The organism is Mucilaginibacter terrae (genome assembly GCF_031951985.1).
Taxonomy (GTDB): Bacteria; Bacteroidota; Bacteroidia; order Sphingobacteriales; family Sphingobacteriaceae; genus Mucilaginibacter; species Mucilaginibacter terrae_A.
Map to the genome: position 1 here is coordinate 1,215,623 of NZ_JAVLVU010000001.1, position 20,626 is coordinate 1,236,248.

General features: G+C 43.7%; 13 protein-coding genes. 7 read left to right on the forward strand and 6 right to left on the reverse strand.

The window, feature by feature from the left end:
• Nucleotides 1–7: 7 nt before the first annotated feature.
• The 3 genes from QE417_RS05070 to QE417_RS05080 all read right to left on the reverse strand — a co-directional run bounded on the left by QE417_RS05070 (nucleotide 8) and on the right by QE417_RS05080 (nucleotide 5,505).
• Nucleotides 8–3,523: a SusC/RagA family TonB-linked outer membrane protein gene (locus QE417_RS05070; RefSeq protein ID WP_311947962.1), complete on the reverse strand. Its 3,516-nt coding sequence runs from the start codon at nucleotides 3,521–3,523 to the stop codon at nucleotides 8–10.
• Nucleotides 3,524–3,673: 150 nt separating this feature from the next.
• The gene (locus QE417_RS05075; protein WP_311947963.1) at nucleotides 3,674–4,837 is read right to left on the reverse strand and encodes a FecR family protein; all 1,164 of its coding nucleotides are present in this window, start codon (nucleotides 4,835–4,837) and stop codon (nucleotides 3,674–3,676) included.
• Between the two features lie 83 nt (nucleotides 4,838–4,920).
• Nucleotides 4,921–5,505 (reverse strand): RNA polymerase sigma factor, encoded by a 585-nt coding sequence (locus QE417_RS05080; protein ID WP_311947966.1) that lies wholly within the window; start codon nucleotides 5,503–5,505, stop codon nucleotides 4,921–4,923.
• Between the two features lie 203 nt (nucleotides 5,506–5,708).
• Here QE417_RS05080 and QE417_RS05085 point away from each other — a divergent pair, with 203 nt between their 5' ends.
• Nucleotides 5,709–7,694 (forward strand): HRDC domain-containing protein, encoded by a 1,986-nt coding sequence (locus tag QE417_RS05085; protein WP_311947967.1) that lies wholly within the window; start codon nucleotides 5,709–5,711, stop codon nucleotides 7,692–7,694.
• 227 nt (nucleotides 7,695–7,921) lie between these two features.
• Here QE417_RS05085 and QE417_RS05090 read toward each other — a convergent pair whose 3' ends face one another.
• Nucleotides 7,922–8,509 carry a hypothetical protein gene (locus QE417_RS05090; RefSeq protein ID WP_311947968.1) on the reverse strand — a complete coding sequence of 196 codons (588 nt, stop codon included), beginning with the start codon at nucleotides 8,507–8,509 and terminating at the stop codon, nucleotides 7,922–7,924.
• 140 nt (nucleotides 8,510–8,649) lie between these two features.
• Here QE417_RS05090 and QE417_RS05095 point away from each other — a divergent pair, with 140 nt between their 5' ends.
• Complete coding sequence (locus QE417_RS05095) at nucleotides 8,650–9,645, forward strand: hypothetical protein (protein WP_311947969.1); 996 nt, start codon at nucleotides 8,650–8,652, stop codon at nucleotides 9,643–9,645.
• 14 nt (nucleotides 9,646–9,659) lie between these two features.
• Here QE417_RS05095 and QE417_RS05100 read toward each other — a convergent pair whose 3' ends face one another.
• Nucleotides 9,660–10,223: a hypothetical protein gene (locus tag QE417_RS05100; protein WP_311947972.1), complete on the reverse strand. Its 564-nt coding sequence runs from the start codon at nucleotides 10,221–10,223 to the stop codon at nucleotides 9,660–9,662.
• 142 nt (nucleotides 10,224–10,365) lie between these two features.
• Between QE417_RS05100 and QE417_RS05105 the strand changes: the two genes are divergently transcribed.
• From QE417_RS05105 to QE417_RS05125, 5 genes are all read left to right on the forward strand, one after another.
• On the forward strand, nucleotides 10,366–11,625 hold the full coding sequence (locus QE417_RS05105; protein WP_311947973.1) for an Hsp70 family protein: 1,260 nt from the start codon (nucleotides 10,366–10,368) through the stop codon (nucleotides 11,623–11,625).
• Nucleotides 11,626–11,835: 210 nt separating this feature from the next.
• A complete protein-coding gene (locus tag QE417_RS05110) occupies nucleotides 11,836–15,036 on the forward strand; it encodes a SusC/RagA family TonB-linked outer membrane protein (protein WP_311947974.1) in 3,201 nt (1,066 codons plus the stop codon).
• 4 nt (nucleotides 15,037–15,040) lie between these two features.
• Nucleotides 15,041–15,391, forward strand: a complete 351-nt coding sequence (locus QE417_RS05115; protein ID WP_311947976.1) for a hypothetical protein — start codon at nucleotides 15,041–15,043, stop codon at nucleotides 15,389–15,391.
• 16 nt (nucleotides 15,392–15,407) lie between these two features.
• Nucleotides 15,408–16,499 (forward strand): RagB/SusD family nutrient uptake outer membrane protein, encoded by a 1,092-nt coding sequence (locus tag QE417_RS05120; protein WP_311954595.1) that lies wholly within the window; start codon nucleotides 15,408–15,410, stop codon nucleotides 16,497–16,499.
• Between the two features lie 19 nt (nucleotides 16,500–16,518).
• Nucleotides 16,519–17,580, forward strand: coding sequence for a LamG domain-containing protein (locus tag QE417_RS05125; RefSeq protein ID WP_311947978.1), 1,062 nt, complete (start codon nucleotides 16,519–16,521; stop codon nucleotides 17,578–17,580).
• Between the two features lie 37 nt (nucleotides 17,581–17,617).
• Here the strand turns inward: QE417_RS05125 and QE417_RS05130 are convergent, their stop codons facing one another.
• Nucleotides 17,618–20,527, reverse strand: coding sequence for a ligand-binding sensor domain-containing protein (locus tag QE417_RS05130; RefSeq protein ID WP_311947979.1), 2,910 nt, complete (start codon nucleotides 20,525–20,527; stop codon nucleotides 17,618–17,620).
• Between the last annotated feature and the right edge of the window lie 99 nt (nucleotides 20,528–20,626).

Genomic DNA, 20,626 nt, shown 5'->3' on the forward strand with positions numbered 1-20,626 from the left:
TGCATTTTTAAAATCCGACACTTAATCCTACTAAAAACGATTTTGGTATAGTTAAACCACGGGTACCACCATTCAGGTTGTAAGCCTCTGGATCAATATCTTTTCCGGCCGCGCTCCAATACCAAAGATTGTTGGCCTGTGCTGTTAAACGTAAATTGGTCATATGTATACGTTTCAGGAAATCATTCTTAATGATATATGATAGCGATATGTTGCGCAGTTTAATATAATCGGCACTTGCAATTTGATTATCGCCGTAGCGCCAAAGATCACTTAATGTGCTTGCGTAATTTTTAATGGCGTTAGGGTACTCAAAGTATAAGCGCGGCATATCGGTAAAGCCGTTGGTGTATAATTGGCCTATACCTTCGTTGTAGGTGTTAGAGGTAATAGCCGATAAAGGAACTACTTCTTTACGCAAATTATTACCGCCCGAATAAATAAACAGCATGTTCAACTGTAAATTTTTGTACCCTATACGTTGCGAGAATGAACCATTGAACGAGGGCAGCAATTTACCAACCGCTACCAAAGCCGAAGGCGAGTTGATAGATACTACGTTGGTTGGCGTTCCGTTTGCATCAAAGGTTACGTTAGAGTTGCCATTTTGATCCAGAAAATACGGATAGCCATTTACCATACCACCGTACTTGTAAGCATACATGGTTTGGAACGATGTATTGGCGTAATAGTAATCGGTAGGTGATGATATGTAAGGGAAGGCACTTGTGGTGCTGTAGTTTACATCAATAATGGTGTTTTTGTTGTAAGCATACACAATGCTCGAACCGAGGGTAAAATCTTTGCTTTTAAACCAATCTGAACTTAACATTACCTCAATACCGCGGTTACGCATGTTACCATTGTTAATAACGCGGGTTTTTAAACCTACTGTCGGGTCGAGGTCGTTATTGGTTAACAGGTCTGAGCTGTAACGGTTATACAGGTCGATACTACCTTTGATACGGTTTTTAAATACCGAAAAATCAAAACCTAAGTTGGTTGTAGTTACTTTTTCCCAACGTAATTTGGGGTTAGGATAAGTTAACAGGTTAGTATAAATTAAGCTGGGGTACAAGTTATCGTTACGATAAGATGCCGTTGCATAAGGCGAAGAAGATAGATCGGAGTTACCATTAATACCGTAAGTTACCCTTGCTTTCAGATAATCGAGCCAGGTAGCATCTTTCATAAACTCTTCATTGCTTACGTTCCAGCCGCCACCTACCGACCATATTGGCTTCCAGCGGTATTCAGGATCTAAACCAAAAAAACTGGCCTGGTCAATCCTAACGCTACCCGTTACGTTATATTTATTATTTAAGGTATAAGCACCGTTGGCATAAAATGAAACATTGCGGCTAAGCGGATTAGCCAGCACGCCATTGTTGCCGCTCATAGTGCGACGGCCATATAAATAACTGGTTATACCCGTAGTACTTAACGATTTAAAATCCATAGCTTGTGAGCTAAGCAACTGTGGATCATAAGCATACCTGATATCGCTAACATAAAGCGGAGATTCACTTTGACGGGCTTCAAAACCACCAATAGCAACTATATTATGCTCATAGTTACCGGTTTTAAAGGTTTTATCAAAGTTTAATTGTTGCCTGAAGGTATAGTTATAAGAACGGCCATTATCTTGCCTTAAACGGCCACCGGTAGTAATTACATTATGCTCGAACTTATTTGTAGTTGCATTCAGGGAGGTCATGGTGTTATACAGGAAACGCATTTTGTATGATTCCTGCGCATAGAACTGCTCTTTGTTGGTGTTTGATGTTTCGTACTGAAAAGACACCTCGTAATTAAGTCCTTTTATAATTTTAGCACGCAGGCTGGTAAAGGCACGTAAATTAAATGCCTTGGTATTGGTTACACCGTTTTGCAGCTCATTCAATACATTAAACTTGTACGATTTAAAATCGGCATTGCCTGTTAATTTTGAAGCTACCTGACCGTTAATGGCACCGCCGCTTGAAAAACCATCACTCACGTTCACATAATCTGATAGTACGGGATTGCCGTTCTCATCAACAATACGTGCGTAGCGTTCCTGCAGATCATAGTTACCGTAGTCACCGTCGGTAGCGTTGGATACGGTGTACCTGCCGTTTAAACCAACGGTTGCGGTAAGCCATTTATTAAAATCGAACGTATTTTTAAAATACATGGTTAGCGCCTTGCTTTCGTTCCCTTTAACGCGCATGGCATTCTCATCATAGTTAAGTGATACGAAACTATTGCTTTTGGCCGAACCCGAACTCAACGAAAGGTTATAACGGTTACGGGTTTCGTTTTGCCAAACATTGTTGGTATAGTCTTTAATGTAATCATTATTTCGCCAGCTATTAAGGGTGCTGTTCAACTGATCGGTTGTAATTTTACCCTCGTACTGAGAGCGGTATAATTGGTACAGCGGCGAGTAATAACGTATAGTACCATTGCCTATATCACCATAGTAAGCAAACATGGCACCAGCATTGGCGTAGTTGAGTAACTCGCTTTTGTACTTGGCAGTTTCGTAATCAATGATCTGGCTGGTGTTAGCATAATGCATTTTATCCAGATCGGGCTTGGTGGTTACAAAATAATCGGCATTGGCATTAATGCTCACGCTGCCCTTAGCACCCGATTTGGTGGTTAACACAATAACACCATTGGCCGATTTTGAACCGTAAATTGATGCCGCAGCAGCATCCTTTAACACATATATCGAAGCAATATCATAGGGATTGATATCTTCGATGCGGCTATTAGTTGGCAAACCATCAATTACTACCAATGGATAGGTGGTAACAGCCGAAGAAAATGTGGCAGGCCCCCTCAACTGTAAATCATTGCTTGATGGAGTAAAACGTAAACCCGATACCCTACCCTCTAAAGCCGAGGCCAGGGAAGGATTGATCTGCTGATTTAACGTTGTCGAATCTATTTTAACAATAGCCGCCGTGCTGCGCTCTTTTGAAAGTGTTTGGTAACCGGTAAACACTACTTCCTTGAGATTCACATTACTGGCAATCATCACAATACTTATTAAGTCTGATGATTTTACATTGCTAAGCGGCGTTTCTTTTAAAGTATAACCCATGCTGCGGGTTACTATTACCGGCGATGGATTATATGATGGGATAGTAAACGTACCGTCAAGGGCTGTTTTGGCAACCGCGGTTTCACCTTTTACTTGCACATCAATACCGGGCAGCGGGGTACCCAGCGTATCAATTATTTTACCCCTAACCTGTACGGGGGTAGTTAATTGAGGGCGTGCTTTGATAATGATAATTTTTTTACTGATCTCATAAGTGAACGGCTGCCCGGCAAATAAACGCGGAACCAGTTCGCTGAAATCGGTATTGCTGGCGCTCAGGGTTACCGGCGAAGCATTTTTTAAGAATGATGCATCATACACAAACTGGTAGCCGCTCTTTTTCGAAAAATCGGCTATGGCTTTTGCAAACGGTACATTTTTGTAATCAACCGTTATTTTTTGTGCCGATGCCTGTAGCGAAAACAGCATGCCCAAACAAAGTAACAATGCAAAGAGCTTGCTTTTTACGGGACATAGGAAGGGTAAACCCCTGTGTTTTTGGGTAAAAATAATCATAGTAAATATTTAGGGTAGTTAATAGTGTAAGGAGAGTAAAAGTTGAATTTTAGTGCAGGAACGCTACATAACCGAAACCCTCCTTTCGTCGATCCTGAACTTAATGCCGCTGGTGGTGGTGATCATGCCAAGCACTTCAGATAGGTTAACCTGCCTGCTGATCTTCATGTACAAGCTTTTTTGGGGAAGCTTGCTATAATCTGTTTCGAAGTTATACCACCTCGATAATTTATGCATGATAACATCTAACGATTCATTTTCAAATACAAACTCGCCGTTTTTCCAGGCACTGTAGGTATCGGCATCCACATCGGTTACGGTTATGCCCGCCACCTTAGCCCGACTTTGTTGTCCGGGTTTTAAAATTGCCGTTTGGTTATGGCTGCTTACTTTAACACTGCCCTCGGTTAATGTGGTCACAGGTCCGCCATCTTCGGCAAAGTTGCTGATGTTGAATTTGGTACCCAGCACCTGTACATCCTGACCGGCAGTTGTTACGATGAATGGTTTTTGTTTATTCTTAGCAACCTCAAAGTAGGCCTCTCCGGTTAAAGTAACCTTACGCTCATTACCGGTAAAACCAACCGGAAACTCCAGTTTCGATTCGGAATTGAGCAGTACTTCGGTGCCATCGCTCAGGCGCACATGGTATTGACCGCCGCGTGGGGTAATTAAAGTATTTATTTGGCTAAGTGCTAATGTATCTGTACCGTAAGCCGTGTAGGTTATTGTACCGTTGCTGGTTTTAGCAATATTTACACCTGCTGTTTTTTTAATAAACCCGCCCAAATTTGAAGTTTGCAGGTTAAGGGTATCATTACCGCCAACCGAAAGCATGGCCATATTGCCGCCCGGTTGCAAATCAGTTGTATGTTGTGTAGTTTGTTTTTTATTGAGGAGTAAAAGCCCGCCAATGCTTAATACCAAAGCAACACTGGCTGCGGCATAGTACCAGGCCTTGCGTTTGCGGGGTTGCAGCGTAATAACGGTTGCCATTTCGCTTTCGGCTTCGTGCATAATTTTGGCGCGCACGTTTTGCAGTAAAGCAAAATTAGCATCGGCTTCTACATCTATCTCTGGCTGCCCCAGGGCCTCGGCAAGTAATTGCTTTAGCTCCTGCTCGCTACTCTTGTCCAAATATTGAAACAGCTTGTGCAGCTCTTCTTTGGTGGCCGAGTTTTGCAGAAACCTTTGGTAGATGACAAATATTTGTTCGTCTTTATTCATAAATCACTTGCTAATACGCACCATATTCTAAAACACACTATTCAACTGCAAGATTTTTTAAAAAAATTCAAACAAATTTTAAATCACCCATTAAAAACCCAGCTAATTATCAACAAAAGCAATGATTTTGAATTAAAAATAAATTCTTTTACAGTTTTTGTAGCCTGAACAAGATGATTACTTACGGTTGAGGAACTTATTCCGAGCTCTTCGGCAGCTTCCTGATAGCTTTTACCTTCTAAACGACACAATCTAAACACCGCAAGACGCTGAGGAGGCAATTGCGCGAGTGCTTTATCTAATATTTCGCGCCTTTTTTCAAAAATCAGCTCATCATCACTGTCCGAATTATAGATTTCGGCAAAATGATTGATCAATTCCTGTTGTAAACGGGCGTCGCGGGATAACTTCCGGTAATAATCATATACCACATTGATGGCAATGGCATATATCCACGATTTGAAGGATTGAGAAGGGTCTATTCTTTCGCGGTTGTTCCAAACTTTTAAAAAAACATCCTGTAAAAGCTCCTCTGCAGAATCGGTATCTTTTACCATACGGAGTATTTTGGCCAGCAACGGCGAACTATACTGGTCGTAAACCAACCCGAAGGCTTGGGTATCTCCCTGTTTCAGTAAAGTAATTATGTGTTCATGCCCGGCTTCCAAACCAACACAATAAGAGGTTTTTACAAAAAGTTTAATTAATTATTCGCAGCACACAGATCAACATCCCCAGCTAATTGGCTAAGATATGTATTTTTAGGGAATTTTAATATACCGGCCTACCTGCACTTGCCTGTAAGGTATATCTTCATATTAAATAACCCACTTAGCCCGTCCAAATTTCATAATGTGTTACCTTTACCCCGATGGAGAACCCCTTGGTTGAACTGGCGCAGGCCTATATTAATACTACTAATACGCTTGTGTTTTTAACCGGCAAAGCCGGAACCGGTAAAACAACCTTCTTGAGGGCCATTCGCAATAAGTCTACAAAAAAAATGGTAATCGTGGCTCCAACGGGCGTTGCGGCCATTAATGCCGGGGGAATGACTATTCACTCGTTGTTTCAGTTATCTTTTGGCCCCCTGCTCCCCGGCACCGATGGCCCCGAGCTTACTTACAATGCCGAAAAGCGAGAACTGCTCCAAAGTCTCGAACTGCTGATTATTGATGAGATTAGTATGGTGCGCCCCGATGTGCTCGATAAAATTGATTCGATACTGCGCTCCATACGTGGCAATGGTTTTGCTTTTGGAGGAGTACAACTTTTGCTTATCGGCGATTTAGCTCAGCTCAGCCCCATTATCAGGGATGATGAATGGACGCTGCTACGTCCTTATTACCAAACGCCGTACTTTTTCAGCAGCCGGGTATTGCAGCAAACGCCCTATGTGCGCATTGAGCTGGATAAGGTGTATCGCCAAAGCGACCCTGTTTTTGTGGACATACTTAACGGCATGCGCGACCAATCCCTATCGCCCGCAGCCCTGCAAACACTTAACCAGCGATATGTTGAGGATTTTGTACCAGATACCGATGAGCCTTACATAACACTTACCACCCATAACCGCATTGCCCAGCAAATTAATGCCGAACGGTTAGATATGCTGCAAAGCAAAGAGGTAGAATATAAAGCCACCATACGCGGGGATTTCCCGCAGGACGCCTACCCGACCGAGATGAGCTTGAAACTGAAGGAGAGTGCCCAGGTAATGTTTGTAAAAAACGATAGCTCGGCCGAAAAGCGTTATTACAATGGCAAGATAGGTACCATAGTGCGCCTCGAAACGGATACGGTACACGTTGTTACTGCCGATGGCCTTGAGATTGCCGTGCAGGCACTGGAATGGCTGAACGTAAAGTACCAGATGGATGGCGACGAAATTAACGAGGACAATGCCGGCAGCTTTGCACAAATTCCGTTGCGGCTGGCCTGGGCCATTACAATACATAAAAGCCAGGGCTTAACTTTCGAGAAGGCCATTATTGATGTGAGCGGAGCCTTTACCCACGGCCAGGCTTATGTGGCCTTGAGCCGCTGCCGCTCGTTAGAGGGTTTGGTGTTGCGCAGTCCGGTAAGCATGCAAAACATCATCGGCGACCCAACCGTGCGCCGCTTTAATGAAGCAGCTCAAGCCTTTCGCCCCAATGAGGAAACGCTTGTACAGCATCGCGAAGCATATCGCATATTCCTTTTAAGCGAGTTGTTTAATTTTGGCGGCCTGCGCGAAAGGCTTAAAAAGTTTGAATACCTGCTGCCGGCCATAGAGCAGGAGGTTTTTACAGTAGCCGAAAAACTCCCCCGGCAATTAGCCAGATGGGATGAGGAACGCATACAAAAAGCTGCCGTTTATTTTAATGAAAAACTGGGTAAAACGGTTGAAAGCCTGCACCAGCAATTAACCGGCGCCATTGGCACATCAAAAGAACTGGCCGGCAAAGCCGATAATTTAATCAAATGGCTCATGGCCCGTATAAAGCTGCTTGATATGTTTTCGGTTCAGCCTTTTCGTACTGAACAGTACATTGCCTTTCAGCGGGAGTCGGCCACGCCTTTGCCCCACTCCTATTTAAAGGCGCTTAACGCCAAGCCTAATGAAAAACTTTACGAAACACTTTTAAGCTGGCGCGATGAAACGGCTAAAAAAGAACAGGTGCTGGCCAGTATGCTCTTCTCCGAACAAACGCTGGCAGCCATTGCGGCTAAACTCCCCGAAACCCTTAAAGCCCTAAGCGGCATTAAAGGCATCGGCCCCGAAAAGACGAAACGCTACGGCACTGATCTGTTAACTATGGTTCGTGCCTATCAACAGGAAAGCAGCGGCTCGGCCGATCAGGTGAGTATGTTTTAAAGACCAATTAATCATTTTCTTCATAAAGATTCATCCTCTAACGTCTTAGCAGGGTCTCTCGTAGAGGACCCTGCGCCACTGACTAATTGATATTACCCCCCTATACATTCAGGGTCCTCTACGAGAGACCCTGAACGTAAAAAATATATAACCCCCTCCCTAACCCTCCCGACGGAGTGAATAATACAATGCTACGAAAGCGCTGTAAGTACAAGAGTGAAAAATCCTTATTCCTCTTTATATATATCAAACTTTTGAAAAGCAACTTTCCCAAAATCTTTAACGGTTTTCACTTTAGTTTTTACTTTTTCGGGTTCACCTGAATGAAAACTATCGCCACCATCTTTAAAAAGGTACCAGCTTTTATCGGCCGGGTTATATTTAAAGGTGATGATGCGTGTCCACCGCCAACCGCTCCCGCCGTAATGCTCTACCGAAAAATAGCCATTTTTGATGGTTATACCGGTAAATGGGTCGCCCATCATACCACCGCAGTCTACACAGTAAACCGCATTATTGCTTCGGGCTGCAAGCTTGTAGCTTTTGTCGTGCTGGCCGGTAAGTATTAGTAATGGGCGTTTTTCGGGATGATCGATCACATCAGAAGTTTTTTCTTCCCCCTTTTTATAAAGGACCATGATGGCATCGGGGTAAGCATCCTTGTTTAAATCGCCACGCGTCAAATCAAGCACTTCATACCCGGCCGGTACAAAGCCTTTTAAAATCGCCGGAACCTGAACGGGTTTCTTGGATTGCGCCAGGCAAACTGAGCTTGATAAAGTAAGGGATAAAAATAAAAAGTAACGTAAAAACATGTGTTGATTTAGATATTAATTAAGATCAAATACTCACCATTAAACACGTAGAGCAAAGAATGTTTGACAACAAATTATAATTCATCCAAAACCACAACGGCAATACAATGTTGATTAATCGGACCTCAACATTATACCACATGTCACTAAAAAGCTTGAGCAAAACCCGCTGGAAAATTGAACCCGACCGCGTTACGGTTTACCCTTATGGTGTATTCCATATATTTACTATTATACTGGCCATAATTTTCGCAGGCCTTTTATTTGTCTACTTTAGATACGAAAATTCGGGCTTTGGCAGTTCACTCCCCATAGTGCTTTTATTTGCGCTAATGTTAATATTCTTTTGGGGATCTGCTTATACCTATATTGAGTTTGACAGTCGGGTTGGCCGCATGCGTAAAATGCTGATGGGCTTTTTACCGGTTAAAAATATACCGTTTGCCAAATTGCAGGGCATTAACCCGGTAAGCAATGTGGCTGGAAGCTATAACTATCGTTTGTTTCGTAAAGATGCGCGTTATGGTAAAGGTATTGTAGTTTCCTCAGGTTATACTAAAAACGATGACCCAAATGCCATTGCTTTTGTTGAAGAAGCCGTGCCTGTAATTCATGGCTTTCTCGACCTGCATGATACGCTAAACCCGCCCGAGTTGGTTGAGTCAATTACCTCTTACAAATACTTTAACCAGCAAGGCAACATCTATACCCTTAAAAATAAAAAAGCAGGTGCTATTGTGTTCGGCTTAATTTTTATAGGTCTTGGGTTTTACATCCTGTTTGCAACAATTCAAAGTATTATTGGGGCTTTAATAATTACGGCTATCATGTTCATATTAGGTCTTGCGTTTATCAACGCAGCTTTTACTAAAATCAGCTTCGATACCGAAAACAAGACTATACAACGTACAGGCTTGTTTAAATTTTTTAACCGCACATACAGTTTCGGTAATTTTGCAGGAATACAAACACTGCGCAGGACTTACAATTTTATATACGTTGGTACCGATGTAAACATGTATTTTGATGCACCTGATAAAGCAGGGAAACAGAATATGCTCACCGTAATATCGCTCAAAAAAAGCGCTGACATTGAGCGCTTTCTTCAGGAGATTTATAAAATTATGGGAATGTAATTGGTGTTACATTCCTAATTACAAATTGCTTCGGCAAACTTTTTAGTGCTATAGGCTTTGTAAATTTTACCGGCGATTTTTAGAATATCTGTCGCTTTACTATCAGCAGGTATAACTTTATCATTTTCCATTTCCCTTATGACGCGGCCATTTTTTACATAATACCGGTATTTGGTTTTAGTAACCGGGCCTATGGCGGGCCCGCCAACAATGCTTTCTAAACAAAATACAACCCTGCCGTCATTATAGTAATATTCTTTTACCCAACTTCCATCCCCTATCGATCCCGATTCGGTTATCTTGACAATGGTTTTATCATTAAAAAAGTAATTTACCACACCCTCTTCTACACAACCGGGGCTTTCATATGTGAAACGTTGAGGTTTAAGCTTCAGCATATTAATTTGTTGATATATCTGCCTGATGGCGGCAACGTCAGTAGGCACATCAGTTTGAATTAGCGCCCGGCTTCCACGACTAATGGGTGGCACCTGGGCAAAAAGTTGGCTCGTTATCAACAACATTGAAATGAACAGGAAACTGAACTTTTTTGAGGTAATACAAATTGGAGATTTCATTTGGATAAAGGTTATGATTACGATAACCCAACAGGTAGATATACTTATTTGTTTATTTAAGTAAACTCATTTGTTTTCCGTTACCGTTCCTTTTATTTACTTTCGCACCCCTTTTTAGGTCCTTACTTAAACGTTATCTGCAATGAATAAATATTTATACGGCATTGATTTTGGCACTACCAACTCGGCCTTGGCAATTTTTGATGAAGAAGCCGGCGAGATCACGCAAACTATCATCATTCCCTCATTAATATATTTTTTTCATGAACGCGGTAATGAAAAGGACTATGTTGTTGGTGAGGATGCCATATCGGCCTACCTTAACGATGGCATGAAGGGGCGCTTTATTAAATCGGTTAAGCAAATACTATCTCGCAGCAGCTTTACCGAAACCCGCATCCAAAACAAACGCTACACCGCGCCCGATTTGGTTGCCCTCATACTAAAAGAACTTAAACAACGCGCCGACGAAATTACCGGCCAGGACGTTCAAAAAGCGGTAATTGGTCGCCCGGTATTTTTTGATGATGATAACGTGCAGAAAGATACCCTGGCCCAAACCCGCCTTAATAAAGCTGCCGAACTTGCGGGCTTTACCGATGTACGCTTTCAGTTTGAGCCTATTGGTGCGGCGTTTGCCTACGAACGCACCCTAACCCGCCGCGAAAACGTATTGGTTGCCGACTTAGGTGGCGGCACCACCGATTTTACCTACCTCGTACTCGATCCCGCCCGTGCAGGGAGCGAAGATCGTAAAAAAGACATGATGGCCACCGGCGGTATTTATGTGGGTGGCGACAGTTTAGATTCGGCCTTTATGTGGGAAAAGGGTACGCCTTATTTTGGTAAAAGTGCGCAGTACGAAGGTACTTCAGGCAAAATATTAACAGTTCCTAAATCGCTGTTTCATAACATATGCTCGTGGGAGCAAATGAACTTTTTTAACGGCCCAAGGGTGCGTAAAGAGATTGACGATTACTACTACTTCTCTAAAAAAGACCGCTTGTTTAAAAACCTGATCACTTTGGTTGAGCATAACCTCGGCTACTCGGTATTCAGGGCAATTGAGCGGGTAAAAATAGAACTTTCGGAGGCAGAACGATCGGCTTTCAGTTATCATGAAATGGATATTGACATTGAGGAAGATATTCCGCTGGGCGATTATGAGCAGGTAATTGCTAAAGACATCAGCCGCATTGCCACCTACTTCGACGAGTTTTTGAACACCAACAACATTCAGCCCGAAAATATCGACACCATTTTTATGACCGGTGGCACCTCGCAGGTTAAAAGTATTCAGCGCCTGTTCCGCCAACGTTTCCCGCATGTAAATTTAAACTCGGGCGATAATTTCAGGAGTGTTGCCAAGGGGTTGGCTTATAGCGGGTATTTATTTGAATAATTAATAGGTAAAAATACATTTATCAGTACGATATAAATTGCGCTCATTAATTTAAGTCTAAACTACTGATTACCAATAAATAATAAATACATCCAAAAGAAATAAATATACTTTTTAAGCAACTTTTTAACAATAAATTTCGCAAAAGGCAAACAATATAGTTTTTGGTTGGTATTACAATACCAACACATACAACTTCCTGTACCGCCTATGCAATTTTCTTTAAAGAGTAAAAAGTCAGTTTTTTGGTTATTTATGCTTTTGGGCACGAGTGTCACGGCACAGCAAATACCCGACACGGTTGCAAAACCCAAACCTCCCCCAAAAGATAGTATACCTATCGCACCGCCTGTAACAGTATCACCAACCGGCCAAACACAACAATCTTCCCCCACCGTATCTAAACAAGATACCACCAACAAGCAAAACATTTCGGGCATTGTTAAAGACGAAAAAGGTCAGCCACTACCCGGCGTTGCCATTCGCGTGCGCGGCAGCAATGCGGGTGCTACAACGGGTGCCGATGGCCGCTTCAACATAAAAGCCTCTGTCAACAGTGTTTTGGAGCTAACTTTTGTAGGCTATGTTACCCAAACTGTTCGTGCTAACGGCCAAGCCCAACTTAACATTACCCTGCAACCCGAAACACGTACCCTCAAGCAGGTAATTGTTAACGGCTACTCCACCCAAAACAAGCGCGACCTCACCGGGGCGGTATCGGTAGTAACCTCTTCGGATATTGAAAACCTGCCCGTAGGCGGGGTTGAACAGATATTGCAAGGTAAAGCTGCAGGTGTATCGGTAACACAGGCCACCGGTGCACCGGGCGAGGGCATTGCCGTGCGTATACGCGGTGTGGGTACCATTAACAATAATAACCCGCTTTATGTGATAGACGGCGTACCATCAACCACCGGTATAAACCAGATAGCCCCGGCCGATATTGAAAGCATTAACGTGCTTAAAGATGCCTCGGCCGCATCAATTTACGGTGCAAGGGCATCAAACGGTGTGGTAGTGGTTACCACTAAAAAAGGCCGCCAGGGCCCGCCGCGTTTCAGCATACAACAATATACCGGCGTGCAAACTCATGGCGATTTAATTAAAATGGCCAATACCCAGCAATATGTATCGGCCTACAACGCAGCAGCACAGGCCGATGGCCGGGCGCAGATACCGGCCTCATTAGCCGCTACCCTGCCCGATGTAAACTGGCAAAAAGAGATATTGAAACCAGCCATTATCAACAACACCAACCTCTCTATAAACGGCGGTAGCGAGAACAGTACTTACATTGTATCGGCTAATTACTTTAAACAAAACGGTTTAATTAAAAACAGTGCTTACGACAGGCTTAACCTGCGCACTGGTATCAACAGTAACTTATCCAAAATATTTACGGTAGGTACTAACATCAACCTGTCGTACTCAAAAACCAAGCAGGTAGGAACCTCGGGCGATGGTTTTGGGGCAGGCAACCAGGGCGCAAGTGTAATGCGTTTTGCCTTGTTCCGTACACCAGGAACGCCTGTTTACAAACCCAACGGCGATTACGTGGATTTACCCGAAAACCCCTCGTTTTTTGGTGATGGGTTAAATCCGGTTGGTTTTGCCGATAACTTTGACCGCAAGTACAACGCTTATGGCATGATAGGTAATGTATTTGCCGAAGCCAACATTATTAAAGGCTTGAAAGCGCGCACCTCAATTGGCGGTAATTTGGTTATCACCGATTTTAAACAATTCTTTAAAATCTGGGGTTCAGATAGGGCTATCAACTCGCCCGGCAGTTTGGCCCGCTCAAATGCTAATCAATTCGACTATAACTGGACCAACACGCTCACCTATAAATTCGATGTAGCTAAACATAACTTTACCATACTGGCGGGTAGCGAGGCCATTAAAAGCCGCACCAATGGACTGTCGGCTTCACGCTCCATATTCCCTAACCAAGATCCCGATTTTCAATACCTTGACAACGGTATAGGTGTACAGCAAAACGGAGAAAATGAATCGCGCTGGGCACTATTCTCCCTTTTTGGTCGTGTTGATTATGGTTATGCCGATAAATACCTCGCCAGCTTTACCATTCGCCGTGATGGTTCATCGCGCCTTAACCCTAACAACCGCTATGGCAACTTCTACTCTGGTTCGTTGGGATGGCGTTTAGATCAAGAGAGCTTTTTAAAAGACGTAAAATGGTTATCAATGCTTAAACTGCGTGCAGGCGTTGGTCAAACCGGTAACCAGGAGATCAGTAATTACGCTTATACCTCGCTCAACTCACTGGTGGGCTTCTACCCTTTCGGCGGCACGTCGGTAATTGGCAACTCGCTTACCTCGCGCGGTAACAGCAACATTACCTGGGAAACCAGTACGCAAAGCAACTTTGGTATCGATGCGGCCTTCCTAAATAATGACCTGCAAATCACCGCCGATTACTTTATTCGTAACAACAGTAATATATTATTTGCCAACCCACTGCCCCCAAGTGCAGGCTCAGGCGCAAGTCCGTACGTTAATGCGGGCAAGGTGCAAAACAAGGGTTTTGAGTTGGAAGTGTCGTACCGCAAGCAATTATCAAAAGACTGGAAGATAGACCTGTCGGGTAACTTAGCTACACTCAATAATCAAGTTAAATCATTAGCTGGTTCCCCTATTGTAGGCGGACGGATTGATAATGAATACTATGCCACTTTGACCAACGTTGGTCAGCCAATAGGAGCATTTTATTTGTTACCCATGGAAGGGATCTTCCAAAACGAACTGGATATTTTTACCCATGCTTACCAGGGGGCAGGCATTAGACCTGGCGATGTTAAATATAAAGATACCAACGGCGATAACGTAATTGACGAGCGCGACCGTGTATTCTCGGGCAGCCCTATTCCAAGCCTTACTTATGGCTTTACCGGTAACGTAAACTTTAAAAATTTCGACCTGAGCGTGTTCTTCCAAGGTGCGCATGGCAATAAACTGTACAACCAGGCCCGTACCGATATTGAAGGTTTTTACCGCGCCTTTAACGTTACCGAGCGTGTGGCAACGGGCAGTTGGACCGGTCCCGGTACCACCAATGAGTTTCCACGCTTAACCTGGGAATCGGCATCATCAACCAATAACAAGCGTCCGTCTACCCGCTTTTTAGAGGATGGCTCATACCTGCGCTTAAAGAATGTACAGCTGGGCTACAACTTTGGCAGCAAAATGATGTCGAGGTTAAAAATGTCGTCGCTACGGGTTTATGTTAGTGCGCAAAACCTGCTCACGTTTACCAAATACACAGGCCTCGACCCTGAACTTTATACCAACAGCAATTCGGCCGGTGACGGTGTACGCGCTGTCGGTATCGATTGGGGTACCTATCCATCGGCCCGAACTTATACCGTGGGTGTTAACGTCAACTTTTAAACTAATGAAAAACAGATATATATTTCCGCTGATGCTCGGCCTGCTTGTAGCCACAGGCTGCAAAAAGTTTTTAGAAGAACCGGCCCTCGGCTACTACTCTAACGAAGACCTATTTGCTAACGATGCCACCGCCCGTACGGCTATCAATGCAGCTTATATACCTTTAACATTTAGCGATGCTGCCGCCAACCCACTTTGGGTGCTGGGCGATGTAGCAACCGACGACGTAATTATAGGCGGCAACGCCGGCGAGCAGGCCGATTACACCAGCATCGACCAATACAACATTTTACCGGGCAACGGTGCCGTGCAATCATTATGGGCGCGTTACTACGATGGCATAGGCGCGCTGTAATATTGTAACCGATGGGCTGTCCAGTGAAAGCACCGGCACATCGGCCGATACCCGCAAGCTGCTTTTGGGTGAAGCTAAGTTTTTGCGTGCTTATTACTATTTCACCCTTACCAACTTTTACGGTAACATTCCACTGCGCTTAAATGTAACCACACAGCAAAATGCAGCTATGCCAGCCAGTACTCAAGCGCAGATCTACACCCAAATAGAAAAGGATCTAACCGAAGCCGCCGCGGCATTGCCCGATAAATGGTCGGCTGGTAATGATGCCGGGCGTGCTACCAAGGGAGCTGCGTTAGCACTATTAGCCAAGGCATCCTTATTCCAGAAAAAGTATACCGAAGCCGTAAACTACGCCACACAGGTTGAAGGTTTAGGCTATAATTTGACCGATAACTTTATGGATAATTTCAATGCATCGGCCAAAACTAATAACGAGGTTATATTTTCGGTGTGGCATATACGCAATGCGCAGCCATTGCAAGGCAACTCGTTAAATTACTGGTTTGCTCCGCGCGATTTGAATGGTGCAGGGGTATTTTATCCTACCCAAAACCTTGTAGATAACTTTGAGGCCAACGACCCGCGCCTCGATTTAACCATAGCCCGCACCGGCAAACCGTATTACGATTCGGAATTTAAAGCGGCCTGGTCAACAACCGGCTATCTGTCTAAAAAACATATACAGCCCTTGAGCGAAGTGCCAACCACCACCAAAAACGATGGTGCGCTTAATTATGAAGCCATTCGTTTTGCCGATATTTTATTAGTAAAGGCCGAAGCCTTAAATGAGCAAAACCAAGGTTCGGCGGCTTTGGTTCCGTTAAACAAAGTGCGCGAAAGAGCCCGTAAAAACTACAGCGGTACAGCACCGGCAGGTTTGCTACCCAACATTACGGTAACTAACCAGTTGCAGTTGCGTACCCTTATTCAGCGTGAACGCCGTAGCGAGCTGGCATTGGAGTTTCAACGCTACTTCGACGTGATGCGTTACGGACAAGTTTATGCCGAAGCGTCATTATTACCCGGAGCGCCAAACTTTAATTATACACGCAACAGGTTCTTCCCTATTCCGCAAACCGAGCGTAATACCAACCCGGCATTGTAATTAAGAAATGAATTGACCTATGAATTTTAGAAAATATAAAACGAATTACTTTACATACACCGCCCTGTTGTTGGCCGGCACCATAGCTATTTCATCGTGCAGTAAGGATAATAATGAGCGGGATGTGAACTCCAATAAAACCGAGTTAAAACGCCTTACCGATTCGGTGAACGCCGTTTATACCGCAGCTCCCGAAGGCCGCAATATTGGCCAATACCCGAAACAAGCACGTACCGAACTAAAGAAAGCTATTGATATGGCCAACACGGTAAATAATGGCGAGTATACCCAGCAGGAAGTGAACAGTGCCTTTGCCAGTTTACGTCGTGCTTCAGCGGCCTTTAGCCAGCGCGCGATTGTAGAAGTTGCTGCCGAAAACCTGGTGGCCAAATGGCTGTTTGCTGGCAACGCGCTGGATGCCACCGCTAACAAGCATGATGGCGTTTTGAAAAGCGGCATCATAGGTACCGAAAAAAGTCCGACCGATGGCGGCACGCTCCCTGTTTTAGTTAACGACCGCTTTGGGCAAGCAGGTAATGCATACGAATTTACCAATGGCGCTTATATTGAAGTCCCATACACGGCCTCGCTTAATCCTGAGGTGATCAGCATAAGTTTATGGGTTAATCCTAAAGAATCATTTGGTGATAACTACATGCTATCTCTTAACCGTTGGAACGGCTTTAAATTTCAGTTACAAACCGATAATTTCTTATTCCTAACCATGAAAGCCACCACCGCCACTTACGACCGGGATAGCAATCCCGGCAAAATGACCGTGGGGCAATGGCACCATGCCGTGGTAACATTTGGCAACGGCGCAATTACTTTTTATGTAGATGGTGTGCAGGTAAAAAACGAAAGCCTTTCGGGCACATTGGCTAAGCTTGCCTCTCCTACCAACCTGGTTATCGGTCAGCAATTGCCTAAAGACAAGTTTAACTTTACTGATAGCAGCAACCCCAATTATTTTTACGGAGGTTCGTTCTTTAAAGGCTCGCTGGATGATATACGTTACTATAACAAGGTGTTGACAACCGATGAGGTTACCCGCATTTATAACAACGAAAAGCCGGATTGATATCCGGATTTTGCTTTGGTAAAGATATTATAATTGGCTAATCATTAAATTGCGACGATTGACTAATAGCCTTGATCAAATAATCAAACAGCGGCATATCCGATGGTATCTGCATTTTTTTGCGTAGTCGGTAGCGGCTCACCTCAACGGCTTTAATGGTAATGCTCATTAACTGGGCTATCTCTTTTGAGGTGAGGTTCATTTTAAGATAGGCGCACAGCTTCAAATCATTAGGACTCAATTCGGGGAAACGTTCTTTTAAGCGGCTTAAAAAGTTGGAGTGTATATGATCGAAGTGAATGGCAAACTGTTCCCAGTCGCCGTCATTTCGTTCAGCCTCATTCAGCAGGCGTATCACCCGTTTAAAATCAGTCGATTTATCGCCTTTACCATTAGCAACCAAGGGCAAAAGTTCGTCTTTAATTTTCGCTAATAGCTTGCCGCGTTGCACGAGGTGCATGGTAGTTGAGGCCAGTTCCTTATTTTTATACACTACATCGGCCACCAGCTTTTCGTTTTGCAGCTTCATTATCTCGCGCTCGTTGTGCTCTAACTCAAGTTGGTGCAGGTATTTGAGTTTTTCCTGTTCTTTAAGGTGTTTACGCTGCTGCCGTTTTATAAACAAGTGTACCGAACCTGCCGCAACAACCAAACACAACACATAAAACCACCAACTTTGATACCAGGCAGCTTCAATAACAATTTGTTGCCCGGCTGGCACCGATTCACTTCCCATGTTGTTACGTACCTTTACTTTAAACGTGTAAGTACCCGCCGGTAAGTTGGTATACTCCTTTTCGGCTTTGGTACTCCAGGCCGACCACTGTTTATCAAACCCCACCAGTTGATAGCTAAACTCTAATGTATTTTGTTGCTCGTATAAGGTAGAGGCAAATTCAAAATGCAGGGAATTTAATTCGTGAGGCAGTTTAATTTGCTCGTTAGGTTTAGGACTTGGCTTACCGGCATAGCCACCAAATACAACACTGTCTTTATCATCTAAAACCTTTACCTGGGTAAGTAGCACGTTTATGGGTTGACGACTTTGCTCGCGATATTTTAAGAAGTTGATATGATAGATACCCTTGTTGGCTCCCACAAAAATATTTTGCTGATCATAAGGGTAAATATGCTCAAAGCCCGATACCAGTTTTGAAGTAAGTTCGGGAAAGTATATCACGGTTGGCCGGTCTTTATGGGTCGAAAAATCAACTACGCCTAATTTCTTGTCGTTTACAAACCAAACATTGCCGGCAGCATCTTCATTAAGGTAATGTATGCCTGTGTTATGCGTATAAGGTTCAAATAGGGCCGAACGTTGAAAACGCTTGGTATTATCGTTATACTCATAAATACCTTTTAAAGTAGCCACCACAATGCGGTTTTTAATGCGAAACACGTAATTACCCAAAGCTGCAGGCAAGCCATCTTTAATACCCAATATCTCTCGTTGTATAATACGCTGATGATTGGGCGATAAGGTTAATTTAAAAACTCCCCTGTAAGGGTGCGATGCCCAAACCACATTGTTATTATTATCATAGGCTAAAAACCGCAAAGATGTTTTATCAACCCCATTAATAATGCCGCCGTTTCTAAAAGAACCGTTTTGATAATTGAGCAATTGCAAACCATCATAAGTACCTGCAACCGCCGCAGGTGAAGGCTCGATAGCCGACAATGGCTCGAACAACCAATTGCCTGTATTTTGACTAACCGGCTGCAATTTTTCGGGTTGCACTTCAAAAGCACCATCCTCGTGGGCCAGTAAAAGTTTGTGGTTAATTTCGTTTAGTCCCCACACTTGGCCGCGCAATTTTCCTACTTCTTTAAAGTGGCCGCGCGAATAGCTTAAATCCGGGGCTTGCATATCTAAAGGCAGTTTAAACAGGCCATTAGATGCGCCCACATAGAGTTGGTTATTGAATATGCGGGATGTATAACTGCTGATTTGCTTCTTGTTATCCGGAAAAATTTGCTTTATGGCACTGTTAAAGGCAATAAAGTCGATGCCGTCATCCAAGGCAAGCCAAAGGTTTTTGGCCTTATCGGTAAACAGGTTACGGATGTAATTTTTCTGCAAGCCCTCATCACTCGAAAAATGCTGGATAACGTTACCACCCCTGTCAATAACATAACAGGCCGATGCCGTGGTACCTATAGCAAACCAATCTTTATTTACCGCTATGGCACAGTATGCATAGCTGGTTTTGAATATATCGTCGGCGGCGGTTGTTTTTGGGGTGAGGGTATTTCCTTTTAGCAAGAACAGGCCGTTTTTCAGGGTAGCTACTAAGAGCATGCCGGGGGCATAGTCTAATACAGCGGTAACATTACCTTCTTTAAGAACCTGATTATCACACGCGGTTTTCCAGGTTCCATTATCAAAAACCATAAGGCCTTTATGCTTTTGCTGGGCATATACGCGGTTTTGCGCAGTTCCTAAATAAGTCCACTCGGTGCCTGTTTTATATACGCTTATGGTGCCGTCTTTCAAATAAAATATCTTTTCAACCGTGCGAAAAAAGGTATCACCGTTAACGTGGCAAATATTCCAGATATCGGCAAATTGCCTGCTCGCTTTCGGGATAAGTGATTTTAAGGAATGAAACGATAGTATGCCCTCCGGGTTGGGTTGGTAATAACCAATTTCGTCCTGAGCACCAACATAAATACGGCCATTGTCGTCAATTTTTAAGGCATGCACAACGGTGTAATTGGGCAGCCTGTACAGCTTCCAGTGTTTACCGTCGAAAGACAGTAAACCTTCGTTATTGGCAAAATATACCCTGCCGCCTTTATCCTGGTCAATAGCCCAGTTTTGGATACCGCCTTTGTAATCCAGATTAGTGTAATTAACTATCTGCGGCAGCCCCACCGGGTTTTGTGCGTACAAGAAAAAGAAAAATAAAAAGCAGGTTAAAATGGTTAGTAAAGCTTTTTTCATCAAATTATTGTAAAACTAAGTAATAGAATTAACCATACCGCTTGTAGTGGAAAAATTATTTTAATTGTAGGCTTGACAATAATCCGTATAACAATTGAC